Raw genomic sequence first — 12,576 nt, forward strand, 5'->3', positions numbered from 1 at the left:
CAGCGCCTGCGTGAAGCGGCCGATCACCTGCACCGGCTTGTGCAGCACCCGCTCGATGCGGGCGCAGATTTCGGGGCCGAGGTATTCCTCGATGGGCGGCACGTCGTCGCTGAAGCTGCCGAAGACCAGGCCGCAGAAGACGGCGATGCGCAGCTTGCGCGGACCGTGCGCCTCCTTGCAGAAGGACTCCGGCATGCCGCCCTTGCCCTTGACGCCCTTTTCGAAGGCCACGCCCGTCAAGTCGCCCTGGCAGTTGTAGCTCCAGGCGTGGTAGACGCACTGGAAGTTATCCACCTTGCCCGAACGCTCCAGCGCGATGAGCGCGCCGCGGTGCGAGCAGCGGTTCTCGAAGGAATAGATTTCCCCGTCGGCATCGCGCACGACCACGACGGGGGTTTCGCCGACGAACGTGGTGCGGTAGCTGCCGGTTTCGGGCAGCTCCGCCTCCAGGCAGAGGTAGTTCCAGGTCGCTCCGTGGTAGATGCGCTCCTGCTCCTGGCGCGCGACCGCTTCCTCGCCATACAGCCGATAGGGCACGCGCGTGAGGCCGGCTTGCGGCCAGTGGATCACCTGCTCCATGTCACTCCACCTTCACGCTGGCCGACTGGATCACCTTGCTCCAGCGATCGGACTCGTTCTTCACGAATTGCGCGGTCTTCTCCGGCGACCATCCGCCGGGAACGGCGCCCTGGTCGGCGAACTTCTCGCGGATGTCGGGCGCCGCCAGGGCCGCCGAGAAGTGGCGGTGCGCATAGGCGACGATCTCCTTCGGCGTGCCCGGAGGCGCCATCATCGAGAAGAAGGTCACGGCCTGCATGCCGGGCAGGTTCGACTCCGCGAACGTGGGCACGGAGGGGACGAGGGGCGAACGCTCGGTGTCGGCCACGCCCAGGATGCGCAGCTTGCCGGCCTTGTGGTGCTGCGCCGAGGAGCCGACGTTGTCGAAGAACACGTCGGCGTTGCCGGCCATCACGTCGACCAGCGCGGGCGCCGTGCCCTTGTACGGGACGTGGATCATCTTCGTGCCGGTGAGCTGCATGAAGAGGGCCGCCGTCAGGTGCGAAGTGGAGCCGTTGCCCTGCGAGGCGTAGGTCACCTTGCCGGGATTGGCCTTCACGTAGGCGATGAATTCCTGCAGGTCCTTGACCGGCAGCTTCAGGCTCACGTCCAGCACGTTGGGCGCGGTGGCGATCACCGTCACGGGCACCCACTTGGTCGGGTCGAACGGCAGGGACTTGTACAGGTGCTGGTTGATGGCCACGGGGCCGGGCGGCGAGACGAGGAAGGTCGTGCCGTCCGGGTCCGAGCGGGCGACGTAGTCGGCCCCGATGTTGCCGCCGGCGCCGGACTTGTTCTCCACGATCACGCCGGCCGGGTAGGCGGCGCGCAGCTTCTCGACCAGCATGCGGGGCAGCACGTCCGCGGTGCCGCCGGCCGGGAACGGCACGATCAGCCGCAGCGGCTTGGAAGGCTGTGCCAGGGCCGGCACGCCGGCGGCCGCTGCCGCCATCAAGGTCAGCAGCTGGCGTCTTTGGAGCTTGGGAGTCATGTCTCGTCCTTCTGGGCGCCCCACAGTTGCGGGACGGTGAAAGCACCTGCGAATGCCCGGGCGGGCGAATTGCCGATGCGCTGGAGTCCGCCGAGTGTTGCGGCCAGTTTGATCCAGGTCAACGAATTCGCGCCTATAGTTCGCATATCGAACTTTGGGGATTGACAGTGAAGCGCGAGGACGAGGCCCGGGAGCGCCAGCCCACGGAGAAGGAATACGTGATGGGGCTCGAGAAGGGCCTGGCCATCATCGAGGCCTTCGGGCTGCGGCGGGCTTCGCTCACGCTCACCGAAGCGGCGGAGGTGACGGGCCACACCAAGGCAGCCGTGCGCCGCAGCCTGCTGACGCTCTGCAGGCTGGGCTACGCGACGCAGGAGGGCCGCAGCTTCCGGCTGGCGCCGCGCACGCTGCGCCTCGGGCACGCCTATGTCGCCTCCGACCGCCTCAGCAAGGTGGCCCAGCCGATCCTGGAGGTCACGAGCGAACGCACCCGCGAATCGTGTTCCCTCGCGGTCCTCGACGCCGACCACGCCGTGTTCGTCGCCCGCTCCACCCACCGGCGCAGCCTGTCCTCGGGCCTGGGTGTCGGCGCGCGGCTGCCCACCTACTGCAGCGCCACCGGGCGCGTCCTGCTGTCGGAGCACGCCCGGGCCGACCTGGAGTTCATGTTCAACCGCATGGCGCGGCCTGCCGCGACGCCGCACACGCGCACCAGGCTGGCCGACATCCTGCGCGAGATCGCGTTCGTGAAGACCCACGGCTATGCCGTCTGCGACGAGGAACTGGAGATCGGCCTGCGCTCCATCGCCGTCCCGGTGCGCACCGGCAGCGGCGAACTGATCGCGGCGATGAGCCTGTCCGTCGCCACCAGCCGCATGTCGCGCGAGGAGGTGGTGGCGAAGCTGCTGCCGGAGCTCGAGATGGCGAGACGCAACCTCGCGGCCATCCTGTGAGGCCGGTCGCCGCGTCCGCGGCGTGATCAGCCCTGGCGATTGAGCTGCCGCGCCCGCGCCTCCACCTTCTCGATGGCGCGGGCCAGCACGGCCTGCTCCTCGGGCGTGAGGTCGGCCAGCAGGTATTCCTCGCGGGCCTGCACCATGGGCACCACCTTGCGATAGAGCGCCATGCCGGCGGGCAGCAGGCGCACGCGCCAGGCGCGGCCGTCTTCCGGGTCCGGCGAGCGGGTCACGAGGCCATCCTGCTCCAGCCGCGCGAGGGCGCGGCTCACCTGCATCTTCTCCAGCGTCGTGCGCTCCTTCAGGTCCGCCGGCCGCACATCCCCTTCGTTGGCCAGCGCCGCCAGCACGCGCCATTCGTAGCGTCCCAGCGCGAAGCGGCTGGCGTACACCTGCGCCGTCGCGAGGCTGACCTGCTCGGCCAGCACGGCGAGCCGGTAGGGGAAGAACTGGTCCAGGTCCATTGCCCGCGAATGGTATCACCCGTTACCAAGGCGCGTCTGCTTCGCGATGGGTGCGCGTGCGAAGTCGCGTGCCTACCGTTCGTCGTTTGCATATAACAAATCCACTTGCAGAAATCTCGGAGCCGCCCTAGGATAGTAACCACCGTTACCAACCACCCCCGAGGAGACTTTCATGCAGATCCAGCGCATCCACCACGTCGCCTACCGTTGCCGCGACGCCCGCGAGACCGTCGAGTGGTACCGCAAGCACCTGAACATGGAGTTCGTGCTGGCGATCGCCGAAGACCGCGTGCCCTCCACCAAGGAGGCCGACCCGTACATGCACCTGTTCATGGATGCCGGCAACGGCAACATCATGGCCTTCTTCGAGATCCCGAATTCGCCCGAGATGGGACGCGACCCGAACACGCCGGACTGGGTGCAGCACATCGCCTTCAAGGTGGAAAGCGAGGCCGCGATGCTGGAGGCGAAGGAACGCCTGGAGGCGGCCGGCATCCCGGTGGTGGGCGTGACCGACCACACCATCTTCAAGTCGATCTACTTCCGCGACCCGAACGGCCACCGGCTGGAACTCGTCGCCGACTGCGCGACGCCGGAGCAGATGAAGAGCCTCGACGACGTCAAGTGGGAGATGCTGGACGAGTGGGCGAAGACGAAGCGCGCGCCCAAGCACGCCGCCTGGATGCACGAGCGCGAATTCGCGGCCTGAAGCAGCGATGCTCAAGACCTACTCCTATCCCGAATTCGCCTACCGGCAGTCGGAGGAGCAGCGCCTCGGCCGCGTGCGGCGCCACCCGGTGGTGATCGTCGGCGCGGGCCCGATCGGCCTGACCGCGGCGCTGGAGTGCGCGAGCCGCGGCATCCCCGCGGTGCTGCTGGACGACAACAACACCGTCAGCATCGGCTCGCGCGCCGTCTGCTATGCCAAGCGCGCCCTGGAGGTCTGGGACCGCCTGGGCGTGGGCGAGGCCATGGTGCGCAAGGGCGTGAGCTGGCAGGTCGGCAAGGTGTTCTTCCACGACGACCTGGTCTACCAGTTCGACCTGCTGCCGGAGCAGGGGCACAAGATGCCCGCGATGATCAACCTGCAGCAGTACTACCTGGAGGAATTCCTGGTCGAGGCCTGCGAGAAAAGCGGGCTGGTGGACCTGCGCTGGAAGCACAAGCTGATCAGCCTGTCGCAGGAAGCCGACCATGCCAAGCTCACGCTGGAGACGCCGGACGGCATCTTCCAGCTCGAGGCCGACTGGGTGATCGCCTGCGACGGCGCCAACAGCGACACGCGCAAGATGGTGGGCGCGGGCTTCACCGGCCAGTTCTTCCAGGACCGCTTCCTGATCGCCGACGTGGTGATGAAGGCGGACTTCCCCACCGAGCGCTGGTTCTGGTTCGATCCGCCCTTCCACCGCGGCCAGAGCGTGCTGCTGCACCGCCAGTGCGACAACGTCTGGCGCATCGACTTCCAGCTCGGATGGGAGGCCGACCCGGCGGAGGAGAAAAAGCCGGAGAAGGTGATCCCGCGCATCCAGGCCATGCTGGGCAAGGACGTGGAGTTCGAGCTCGAATGGGTTTCGGTCTACCAGTTCGCCTGCCGCCGCATCGACCGCTTCCGCTACAACCGCGTGCTGTTCGCAGGCGACGCCGCGCACCAGGTCTCGCCTTTCGGCGCGCGCGGCGCCAACACCGGCGTGCAGGACGTGGACAACCTGGTGTGGAAGCTCAAGCTGGTGCTCGACGGCCAGGCGTCCGCGGCGCTGCTCGACTCGTACCACGAGGAGCGCGCCTTCGCGGCCGACGACAACCTGCTGAACTCCACGCGCTCCACCGACTTCATCACGCCCAAGAGCCGCGGCAGCCGCGTGCTGCGCGATGCCGTGCTGCAGCTCGCCGGCCAGGAAGCGTTCGCGCGCAAGCTGGTGAACAGCGGCCGGCTCTCGACGCCGACGCCTTACGTGCACTCGTCGCTCAACACGCCGGACCAGAGCGCCTTCGCGGGCACGATGCTTCCCGGCACCAACTGCGCCGACGCGCCGGTGAAGCGCCGCGGCGAGCGCGAGTGGTTCCTCAACCAGCTGCCGGCGGGCTTCTCGCTGCTGGTGTTTGCGCCGGAAGCGCCGGCCGATGAAGTGCGCCTGGGCGACCTCCGCGCGCAGGTGGTGTGCGTCGGCCGCGACTTCAGCGATGCGGAGGGGTTGCTCGCGCAGCGTTACGACGGCCAGCCCGGCACCGTGTACCTGCTGCGGCCCGACCGCCACGTGGCGGCGCGCTGGCGCAGCTTCGATCCCGAGCGAATCCGCGCCGCGCTGGCGCGGGCGTGCAACCTGGAGGTGTCCGAATGAGCCTGCGGCTCGAACCCAACATCCCCGACCCGGACGGCTTCTACGAGGAGTTGATCGGGGCGCAGCGCGACCTCGACGACGAGCAGGCCACGCTGTTCCAGGCGCGCCTGCTGCTGGTGCTGGCCAACCACATCGGCGATCGCGCCGTGCTGGCGCAGGCGCTGCAGGTCGCCAGGCGGGCGGGGGTGACCCCGGAGAAGGCGTGAGAAAGGCCGGCGCCCGTGCAGGGCGCCGGCCGGGAGAATCAATCCAATTTGATGCCGGCCGACTGCACCAGCTTGCCCCAGCGCTCGCGCTCCTGGCGGGTGAAGGAGGCCATCTGCTGCGCCGAGCCGGGCATGCCTTCCAGGCCCAGGGCCTGGAAGCGCGCCTTGACCGGGGCGGAGTCGAGCGCGGCCTGCAGCGCCTTGCTGTACTTCGCCACGAGGTCGGCCGGCGTGCCGGCCGGCACCACCAGGCCTTGCCAGGCGAAGGCGGTGAAGTCGGTGACGCCCTGCTCGATCAGCGTCGGGATCTCCGGCAGGGTGGTCAGGCGCGAAGGGCTGGCGACGCCGATGGCGCGCAGCTTGCCGTTCTGCACGTACTGCTGCACGCTGGCGGTGTCGATCAGGCCGAAGGGGACCTGGCCGCCCAGCAGGTCCTGCACCGCCGGCGCGGCGCCCCGGTAGGCGACGTGCTGCAGCTTGAGGCCGGTGCGCTCGCGCAGCAGTTCGCCCGCCAGGTGGTGCGGGCTGCCGATGCCGGCGGAGGCGAAGCCCACCGGGTTCGTCTGCGCCTTGACCCAGGCGGCGAACTCCTTGAAGTCCTTCGCCGGCACGCTGGGATGCACCACCAGCAGCAGCGGGAAGCGTGCCAGCATGCCGACCGGGATGAAGTCCTTCTCGGCGTTGTACGGCAGCTTGGAGAACAGCCAGGGATTCGCCGCCAGGGTGGCGAAGTCCGCCGTGAACAGCATGTGGCCCGTGTCCTTCGCGCTCGCCACGTAGCCGGCGGCGATGTTGGTGGCGGCGCCCGGCTTGTTGTTGATGATGATGGTCTGGCCCAGGGTCTTGCCCATCGCGTCGGCGACGGTGCGCGCCACCACGTCGGAGCCGCCGCCGGCGGCGTAGCCCACCACCCATTCGATCGGGCGGTTGTCCTGCGCCAGCACGGCGGCGGGCAGGGTGGCGGCGGCGGCCGCGAAGGCCAGCACGTTGCGGCGGGTGAGAGTCTTCAGGTTCACGGGTCTTGTCTCCTCAGGTTGATCGGATGCCGGCGGGGCTTCAGCCCTCGAGCGCGGCCCACATCTGGCGGTCGCGCTCGGCCGTCCAGATGCGCGGGTCGGGGTATTGCGTGGCTTCGTCGTAGCAGCGCGTCACGTCGAAGGGCATGCAGTGGTCGAAGATCACCCAGTGCCCGTACTTCGGCTTCAGGCGGGCATGGGCTTCCTTGTAGACGGCGTTCAGGTCCTTGCCGGCTTGCACGCCCGCCTGCACGGCGGCGTACAGGTCGCTGATGAAGGCGCGCGTGCCGGCGAGGCCCTCGTGCACTTCGTGCGGCGTCGTCAGCGCCGCGCCGCGGCCCGGCACCAGCGCCAGCGGCTCGAGGCGGGCGATGTTGTCCAGCGTCTGCGGCCAGTCCTTGAAATAGGCGTCGCCGGCATAGGGTGTGGCGCCGAACTCCACCAGGTCGCCCGAGAACAGGATGCGCTGCTGCGGCAGCCAGGCGACCGTGTCGCCCTTGGTGTGGCCGCGACCGAGCTGCAGCAGCTGCACTTCCAGCTTGCCGAGCCAGATCGACATGCGGCCGGTGAAGGTGATGGTGGGCCAGGTCAGGCCGGGCGGCACCGTCTCGACGGCGCGGAACAGGCGCGGGAAGCGGCCGATCTCGCTCGCCTTGTCCTGCTCGCCGCGCTCGACGATCAGGTCGTAGGTGTCGCGGCTGGCGATGACGTGCTCCGGCGCGTAGCCGGCGGCGCCGAGCACGCGCACCGCGTGGTAGTGGCTCAGGACGACGTACTTGATCGGCTTGTCGGTCACCTCGCGGATGCGGCGGATCACGTCCTGCGCCATCGCCGGCGTGGCCTGGGTGTCGATCACCATGACGGCGTCGTCGCCGACGATCACGCCGGTGTTCGGGTCGCCCTCGGCGGTGTAGGCGTAGGCGTTGGGGGACAGCTGGACGAAGCTGACCTTCTTCTCTTCGAGGTCGGCCTGGGAGGCGAAGGCTTTGGTGCTCATGGATCCTTGTTTGCTCAATGCAAATGCGTTCGCAGGATCATAGCCGGGCCGGAGCTGTTGTCAAATGCGTTTGCAATGAACAAAATAGGGACATGCCCTTGACTGCCAGGAACCTGCCCGCCCCCGAAGAGGCCGAAGACGGTCGCCGTGCCGTGCAGTCGGTGGAGGTGGGCGGGCGCTTGCTGCTCGCGCTGGCCGAAAGCCCCGGGCCGCTGCCGCTGAAGGAGCTGGCGGCGCGCGCCGGCCTGGTGCCATCGCGGGCCCATCCCTATCTGGTGAGCTTCCAGCGCCTGGGCCTGGTCGAGCAGGAGCCGGGCAGCGGCTACTACGCGCTCGGCGCGGCGGCGCTGCAGATCGGGCTGACCTGCCTGCACCAGCTCGATCCGCTCAAGGCCGCCGAGCCGGTGGCGCAGGAGCTCGCGCGCAACACCGGCCACGCGGTGGCGATCGCCGTCTGGGGCAATTTCGGTCCGACCATCGTGCGGCTGGTGGAGGCGAAGCAGCCGCTGCACATCATGCTGCGGGTGGGCAGCGTGATGTCGGTGCTGGGCACGGCCACCGGGCGCGCCTTCGCCGCCGCCATGCCGCCGGAGGAGCTGGAACGTGCCATCGCGCTGGCGGCCGGCGAGGAAGTCGGCGGCAGCCGTGCCGGCGCCAAGAGCTGGCGCAAGGAGCTCGAGGAGGTGACGGCCGAAGTCAAGCGTCACGGCGTCTCGCGCGCCGCCGGCCGCCCGATCCCGGGCGTCAACGCCTTCAGCGCCGCGGCCTTCGACCACGAGGGCCAGTGCGCGCTGGTGCTCACGGCGCTGGACCACGACGAGCGCCTGAAGTCCGACTGGAACAGCGCCGGCGCGCGCGCCGTGCGCGACGCCGCGGCCGCGATCACGCGCCGGTTGGGAGGCGCGCCCGCGCGCTAGGCGCGCGAGCGTCGATCAGGGCGCGCGCAGCGCCACCGCGAACGCCAGCAGCGAACCCACCACGCCCGCCACCGCCTCCCGCGTCTTCTCGTCCTTCAGCTCGCCGGCGGCATCGAACGCTTCGCCCGCGCGCGAGAGCGCGAACTGGCGCGGGTGCACGATCATCGCGTGGTTCATCTGCAGGTACTGGCGCAGGAAGTTCATGGAGCGCAGGCCGCCCAGCGGCCCCGGTGACGCCGACAGCAGCCCGGTCGGCTTGCCGCCGACGGCCTTGAGCCCCGCAGGCCGCGTGCCGCTGGCGCTCGCGCGCGAGAGCCAGTCGAAGGCGTTGATCACCAGCGGCGTGGGGAAGCCGTTGTATTCCGGCGTGACCACCAGCACTGCGTCGGCCGCGGCGATGGCATCGATCAGCTCGCCCACCTGCGCCGGCACGCCCTGGCTCGCCTCCAGGTCGCCGTCGTAGAGCGGCAGGGCCAGCGCGCGCAGGTCCATCAGGCGCACGCGCGCGCCCTGCGCCTCGGCCATGCGGCCCGCCGCGCGAGCCAGCGCGAGGTTGAAGGACCCGGTGCGCGAGCTGCCGGGGATCACGAGCAGGTGGGGCGATTCCATCCGGCGCATGCTAGCCGCGCGCGCCGGCCGCAACAAGCGCGGCCTCGGGCCGATCCCGCACCCGGGATGGGGTCGGGGCCCTTTCTTGCAGAATGCGCCGACAAATAGCAAAGGAGACGGCATGCGCATCGGGATCATGGGTTCGGGTGGATTGGGCGGCTACTTCGGGGCGCGGCTCGCGCGCGGCGGCGCCGACGTGCACTTCATCGCCCGCGGGAGGCACCTGCAGGCCATGCGCACCGAAGGCCTGCGCATCGAAGGGCCCGAGCCCATGCACCTGCCCCAGGTGAACGTGACCGACCAGCCGGCCGAGGTCGGCGTCGTCGATGTCGTGATGCTGTGCGTCAAGCTGTGGGACACCGAGCAGGCGATCGAACAGATCCGGCCCATGGTCGGCCCGGACACGGTCGTGATCTCGTTCCAGAACGGCGTGCTGAAGGACAAGTACCTGCGCGCCGCCTTCGACGCGCGCCAGATCATGGGCGGCGTCGGCTACGTGGCCACCACCATCGAATCGCCCGGCGTGATCCGCCAGACCGGGCCGATGCAGCGCCTGGTGTTCGGCGAATTCGACGGCTCGCGCTCGGCGCGCGGCGAGGCGCTGCTGGCCGCCTGCCTGGCCGGCGGCATCAAGGCCGAACTGACCGAGCACATCCTGCGCGAGATCTGGCAGAAGTTCGTGTTCCTGGTCGGCCTCTCCGGCACCACCACCACCATCCGCAAGACCATCGGCCCGATCCGCAGCCATCCGCAGACGCGCGCCTTCCTGCTGGACGTGATGCGCGAAGTGGTCGCCGTGGGGCGCGCGCACGGCGTGTCGCTGCCGGAGGACTACGCCGAGGTGCGGCTGCAGCTCGCGGACGACGTGGCGCCGGACATGACCTCCTCCATGCACCACGACCTGGAGCGCGGCAACCGGCTCGAGGTGCGCTGGCTCGCGGGCGGCGTGGTGGAGCTGGGCCAGGCCAAGGGCGTGCCGACGCCGCTCAATCGCGCCATCCACGACATCCTGGCGCTGCATGCGGAAGGAGCGCACCATGCCTGAAGCCGCCTCGCCGGCCGGCCTGCACCTGCGCAGCGTCCGCTGCACGCCGGTGGAAGTGCCGCTGCGCTACGTGCTCGGCACCAGTGCCGCCACCGTGAAGGCGGCGCCCCTGCTGCTGGTGGAGCTGCTCACCGAAGAAGGCGTCACCGGCCGCTCCTATGTCTTCTGCTACCGCCGCAGCGGCGCCAGGCCGATCGCCGCCCTGGTCGAGGACGCCTGCGAGGTGGTGCGCGGCGAGCGCGTGGCCCCGGTGGCCATGGCGGCCAGGCTGCAGCGCCGCTTCGCGCTGATCGGCGTCACGGGCATCGCGCGCATGGCGCTTTCCGCCTTCGACATGGCGCTGTGGGACGCGCTCGCGGTGGCCGCCGGCGTGCCGCTCACGACCTTGCTGGGCGGCGCGCCCCGCCCCGTGCGCGCCTACAACTCCTGCGGGCTCGGCCTCATGAGTCCGCAGGAGGCGGCGGACGAGGCGGAGCAGTTGCTGGAAGGCGGCATGCAGGCCGTCAAGCTGCGCCTCGGCTACGCGACGTTGCAGGAGGACCTGGCCGTCACGCGCGCCGTGCGCGCGCGCCTGCCGGACAGCGTGGAAGTGATGGTGGACTACAACCAGGCCTTGTCGCGCCACGAGGCGCTGCTGCGTGGCCGCGCCCTGCAATCGGAAGGCGTGAGCTGGCTGGAAGAACCGATCCGCCAGGACGACTTCGCCGGCTGCGCGGCGATCGCGCGCGCCCTGCACCTGCCGGTGCAGATCGGCGAGAACTTCGACGGTCCCAAGGACCTGCTGCGCGCGCTGCAGGCCGAGGCCTGCGACCTCGTGATGCCGGACGTGGCGCGCATCGGCGGCGTCACCGGCTGGATGCAGGCCGCCGGCGTGGCCGAGGCGCACGGCATTCCCATGAGTTCGCACCTGATGCCCGAGGTCAGTGCGCACCTGCTGGCCGCCACGCCCACCTGCCACTGGCTCGAATACGTGGACTGGACCGACGCGATCGCCGCCGAGCCGGTGAAGATCGTCGACGGCTGCTGGCCCGTCAACGGGACCCCCGGCTCGGGACACGCGTGGGACGCGGAAAAGGTCGCGCGCTGGCGCATGGAGTGAAGCGCAGCAGGCGCTGCACGGCCGGCGCGCTTTTCCTACAGCCATGTAGGCGCCGACCTACAGCGCCGAATGCAGCGCAGTTGCCTAATGGGAGCCCGAACGGAGCAACACATGCCAGGCACGGATGAGCCCAGCCCCATTGCGCTGCGCGCCGAACCGCGCGGGCTGGATGCTGCCAACGAGGAGCGGGTGGCGCTCGCGCTCACGCTGATGACGCAGTTCTCGCTCGGCGCCGATGTGGCCGAACGCGGCGCCACGGCCGCGGCGATCGCCGGCGCGTTGCAGGCGCTGGCCGGCAGCCAGGAGCTGGCGCCGGAATTGCGCCGCCTGTGCCGGCGGCTGCAGCGCATCTGGGCCGCGGTCGCGGAAGGCGAGCGGCATTAGGCCCTCCGCGACCCTGCTCGCTCAAGCCAGCCGCAGCAGCTCCGCGGCGAGCTCGCCCGGCAGGTCCACCATCACGTCGTGGCCGCAAGCCATCTTCACCACGCGCCAGCCGGGCTGGCCCTCGCACTTGGCGGCGAAGTAGCGGAACGGGCTCGGGTCCCAGTTGTCGGCCAGGATGTAGACGCGCTCCTTCACGGCCTTGCCCGCGTCGGTGAGCAGGAGCGGCGACTCGAAGGTCGCCAGCGCCTGCGGCACGCAGCGGCGGTCCACCCAGGCGCGCCGGTCGGCGCGCACGTTGAAGGCCTCCGCCGGGATCGGCGCCATCAACCCGCTGTGGCCCTCCAGCGCGCTGCCGCGGAAGGCGCCCAGGAAGTTCTGGGCGACCTCCGGGCCCAGGGCCACGGGCAGCAGGCCGTTGAGCGACTGGCCGTGCTGCGGCACGAAGGCGTCGAGATAGACGAGCGCCTTGACGCGGTCCGGCATGCGGTCGGCCACGCCCGTGATCACCATGCCGCCGTACGAGTGCCCGCACAGCACCACGCCGGTGAGTTCCTCCGCCTCGATGCAGCCGCAGACGTCGCGGATGTGCGTCTCCAGGGTGATGTTCTCGGCGCTCTGGTGCGCGCGTTCGCCGACGCCGGTGTGGGTGGGCGTGCAGACCGTGTGGCCCGCGGCGCGCAGCGCCGCCGCCGTGTCGCGCCAGCACCAGCCGCCATGCCATGCGCCGTGCACGAGGACGAAGTTCGCCATGCCTGTCTCCTGGTGGGTGGAAGGAAGCAGACCTTAGGCCGGTGGCGCGCGATGCGCAAGAATCTCCTGATGCACAATGACCACGTGCTTCAGATGGAAATCCACCCCCGGAGGCCCAGCGGCCAGGTCGTGACCGGCGATCCGGCGACCGTGCTGCCGATGGCCCGACGCGCCTTGCTGTCCTGATGTTTCCCTGGTTGGTACTGGCCGCCCTGCTGTCGGCGGCCCCGGCATGGGCGCAGGAC

15 protein-coding genes are annotated in these 12,576 nt (G+C 70.0%); 8 read left to right on the forward strand and 7 right to left on the reverse strand.

Features of this window, described 5'->3' with window-relative positions; translation table 11 throughout:
- The coding region (locus tag VFM98_RS16040; protein WP_325110902.1) for a Rieske 2Fe-2S domain-containing protein at positions 1-579 on the reverse strand (579 nt) is incomplete at its 3' end.
- Position 580: 1 nt separating this feature from the next.
- Positions 581-1,549 (reverse strand): tripartite tricarboxylate transporter substrate binding protein, encoded by a 969-nt coding sequence (locus VFM98_RS16045; RefSeq protein WP_325110903.1) that lies wholly within the window; start codon positions 1,547-1,549, stop codon positions 581-583.
- A 167-nt stretch (positions 1,550-1,716) separates the two neighbouring features.
- Between VFM98_RS16045 and VFM98_RS16050 the strand changes: the two genes are divergently transcribed.
- Positions 1,717-2,502 (forward strand): IclR family transcriptional regulator domain-containing protein, encoded by a 786-nt coding sequence (locus VFM98_RS16050; RefSeq protein ID WP_325110915.1) that lies wholly within the window; start codon positions 1,717-1,719, stop codon positions 2,500-2,502.
- A 26-nt stretch (positions 2,503-2,528) separates the two neighbouring features.
- Here VFM98_RS16050 and VFM98_RS16055 read toward each other — a convergent pair whose 3' ends face one another.
- On the reverse strand, positions 2,529-2,969 hold the full coding sequence (locus VFM98_RS16055; protein WP_325110904.1) for a MarR family transcriptional regulator: 441 nt from the start codon (positions 2,967-2,969) through the stop codon (positions 2,529-2,531).
- 172 nt (positions 2,970-3,141) lie between these two features.
- Here VFM98_RS16055 and VFM98_RS16060 point away from each other — a divergent pair, with 172 nt between their 5' ends.
- The 3 genes from VFM98_RS16060 to VFM98_RS16070 are packed head-to-tail and all read left to right on the forward strand — an operon-like array spanning position 3,142 to position 5,514.
- Positions 3,142-3,678 (forward strand): VOC family protein, encoded by a 537-nt coding sequence (locus VFM98_RS16060; RefSeq protein WP_325110905.1) that lies wholly within the window; start codon positions 3,142-3,144, stop codon positions 3,676-3,678.
- Between the two features lie 7 nt (positions 3,679-3,685).
- A complete protein-coding gene (locus VFM98_RS16065; protein WP_325110906.1) occupies positions 3,686-5,308 on the forward strand; it encodes an FAD-dependent oxidoreductase in 1,623 nt (540 codons plus the stop codon).
- Positions 5,305-5,514 carry a DUF2783 domain-containing protein gene (locus tag VFM98_RS16070; RefSeq protein ID WP_325110907.1) on the forward strand — a complete coding sequence of 70 codons (210 nt, stop codon included), beginning with the start codon at positions 5,305-5,307 and terminating at the stop codon, positions 5,512-5,514. The genes VFM98_RS16065 and VFM98_RS16070 overlap by 4 nt, the downstream gene beginning before the upstream one ends.
- A 38-nt stretch (positions 5,515-5,552) precedes the next feature.
- On the opposite strand, the gene VFM98_RS16075 is transcribed toward VFM98_RS16070, so the two are convergent.
- Positions 5,553-6,530: a Bug family tripartite tricarboxylate transporter substrate binding protein gene (locus VFM98_RS16075; protein WP_414709039.1), complete on the reverse strand. Its 978-nt coding sequence runs from the start codon at positions 6,528-6,530 to the stop codon at positions 5,553-5,555.
- A gap of 40 nt (positions 6,531-6,570) precedes the next feature.
- The gene (locus tag VFM98_RS16080) at positions 6,571-7,527 is read right to left on the reverse strand and encodes an MBL fold metallo-hydrolase (protein WP_325110908.1); all 957 of its coding nucleotides are present in this window, start codon (positions 7,525-7,527) and stop codon (positions 6,571-6,573) included.
- 92 nt (positions 7,528-7,619) lie between these two features.
- Between VFM98_RS16080 and VFM98_RS16085 the strand changes: the two genes are divergently transcribed.
- On the forward strand, positions 7,620-8,444 hold the full coding sequence (locus tag VFM98_RS16085; RefSeq protein WP_325110909.1) for an IclR family transcriptional regulator: 825 nt from the start codon (positions 7,620-7,622) through the stop codon (positions 8,442-8,444).
- 15 nt (positions 8,445-8,459) lie between these two features.
- Here VFM98_RS16085 and VFM98_RS16090 read toward each other — a convergent pair whose 3' ends face one another.
- Positions 8,460-9,053 (reverse strand): NAD(P)H-dependent oxidoreductase, encoded by a 594-nt coding sequence (locus VFM98_RS16090; RefSeq protein ID WP_325110910.1) that lies wholly within the window; start codon positions 9,051-9,053, stop codon positions 8,460-8,462.
- Between the two features lie 121 nt (positions 9,054-9,174).
- Here VFM98_RS16090 and VFM98_RS16095 point away from each other — a divergent pair, with 121 nt between their 5' ends.
- The 3 genes from VFM98_RS16095 (at position 9,175) to VFM98_RS16105 (ending at position 11,581) form a co-directional block, all read left to right on the forward strand.
- The gene (locus VFM98_RS16095; protein WP_325110911.1) at positions 9,175-10,098 is read left to right on the forward strand and encodes a 2-dehydropantoate 2-reductase; all 924 of its coding nucleotides are present in this window, start codon (positions 9,175-9,177) and stop codon (positions 10,096-10,098) included.
- Positions 10,091-11,197: an enolase C-terminal domain-like protein gene (locus VFM98_RS16100; RefSeq protein ID WP_325110912.1), complete on the forward strand. Its 1,107-nt coding sequence runs from the start codon at positions 10,091-10,093 to the stop codon at positions 11,195-11,197. Before VFM98_RS16095 ends, VFM98_RS16100 begins: the two co-directional genes overlap by 8 nt.
- Before the next feature lie 111 nt (positions 11,198-11,308).
- Positions 11,309-11,581 (forward strand): hypothetical protein, encoded by a 273-nt coding sequence (locus VFM98_RS16105; protein WP_325110913.1) that lies wholly within the window; start codon positions 11,309-11,311, stop codon positions 11,579-11,581.
- A gap of 21 nt (positions 11,582-11,602) precedes the next feature.
- Here the strand turns inward: VFM98_RS16105 and VFM98_RS16110 are convergent, their stop codons facing one another.
- On the reverse strand, positions 11,603-12,331 hold the full coding sequence (locus VFM98_RS16110; protein ID WP_325110914.1) for an alpha/beta hydrolase: 729 nt from the start codon (positions 12,329-12,331) through the stop codon (positions 11,603-11,605).
- Between the last annotated feature and the right edge of the window lie 245 nt (positions 12,332-12,576).

The sequence above is a fragment of the Ramlibacter sp. genome (assembly GCF_035706265.1).
Lineage (GTDB): Bacteria > Pseudomonadota > Gammaproteobacteria > Burkholderiales > Burkholderiaceae_C > Ramlibacter.

Coding starts and splice junctions, on each gene's coding strand:
- VFM98_RS16045 (WP_325110903.1), bottom strand. CDS start 1,549: ATGACTCCCAAGCTCCAAAGACGCCAGCTGCTGACCTTGATGGCGGCA.
- VFM98_RS16055 (WP_325110904.1), bottom strand. CDS start 2,969: ATGGACCTGGACCAGTTCTTCCCCTACCGGCTCGCCGTGCTGGCCGAG.
- VFM98_RS16060 (WP_325110905.1), top strand. CDS start 3,142: ATGCAGATCCAGCGCATCCACCACGTCGCCTACCGTTGCCGCGACGCC.
- VFM98_RS16065 (WP_325110906.1), top strand. CDS start 3,686: ATGCTCAAGACCTACTCCTATCCCGAATTCGCCTACCGGCAGTCGGAG.
- VFM98_RS16070 (WP_325110907.1), top strand. CDS start 5,305: ATGAGCCTGCGGCTCGAACCCAACATCCCCGACCCGGACGGCTTCTAC.
- VFM98_RS16080 (WP_325110908.1), bottom strand. CDS start 7,527: ATGAGCACCAAAGCCTTCGCCTCCCAGGCCGACCTCGAAGAGAAGAAG.
- VFM98_RS16085 (WP_325110909.1), top strand. CDS start 7,620: ATGCCCTTGACTGCCAGGAACCTGCCCGCCCCCGAAGAGGCCGAAGAC.
- VFM98_RS16090 (WP_325110910.1), bottom strand. CDS start 9,053: ATGGAATCGCCCCACCTGCTCGTGATCCCCGGCAGCTCGCGCACCGGG.
- VFM98_RS16095 (WP_325110911.1), top strand. CDS start 9,175: ATGCGCATCGGGATCATGGGTTCGGGTGGATTGGGCGGCTACTTCGGG.
- VFM98_RS16100 (WP_325110912.1), top strand. CDS start 10,091: ATGCCTGAAGCCGCCTCGCCGGCCGGCCTGCACCTGCGCAGCGTCCGC.
- VFM98_RS16105 (WP_325110913.1), top strand. CDS start 11,309: ATGCCAGGCACGGATGAGCCCAGCCCCATTGCGCTGCGCGCCGAACCG.
- VFM98_RS16110 (WP_325110914.1), bottom strand. CDS start 12,331: ATGGCGAACTTCGTCCTCGTGCACGGCGCATGGCATGGCGGCTGGTGC.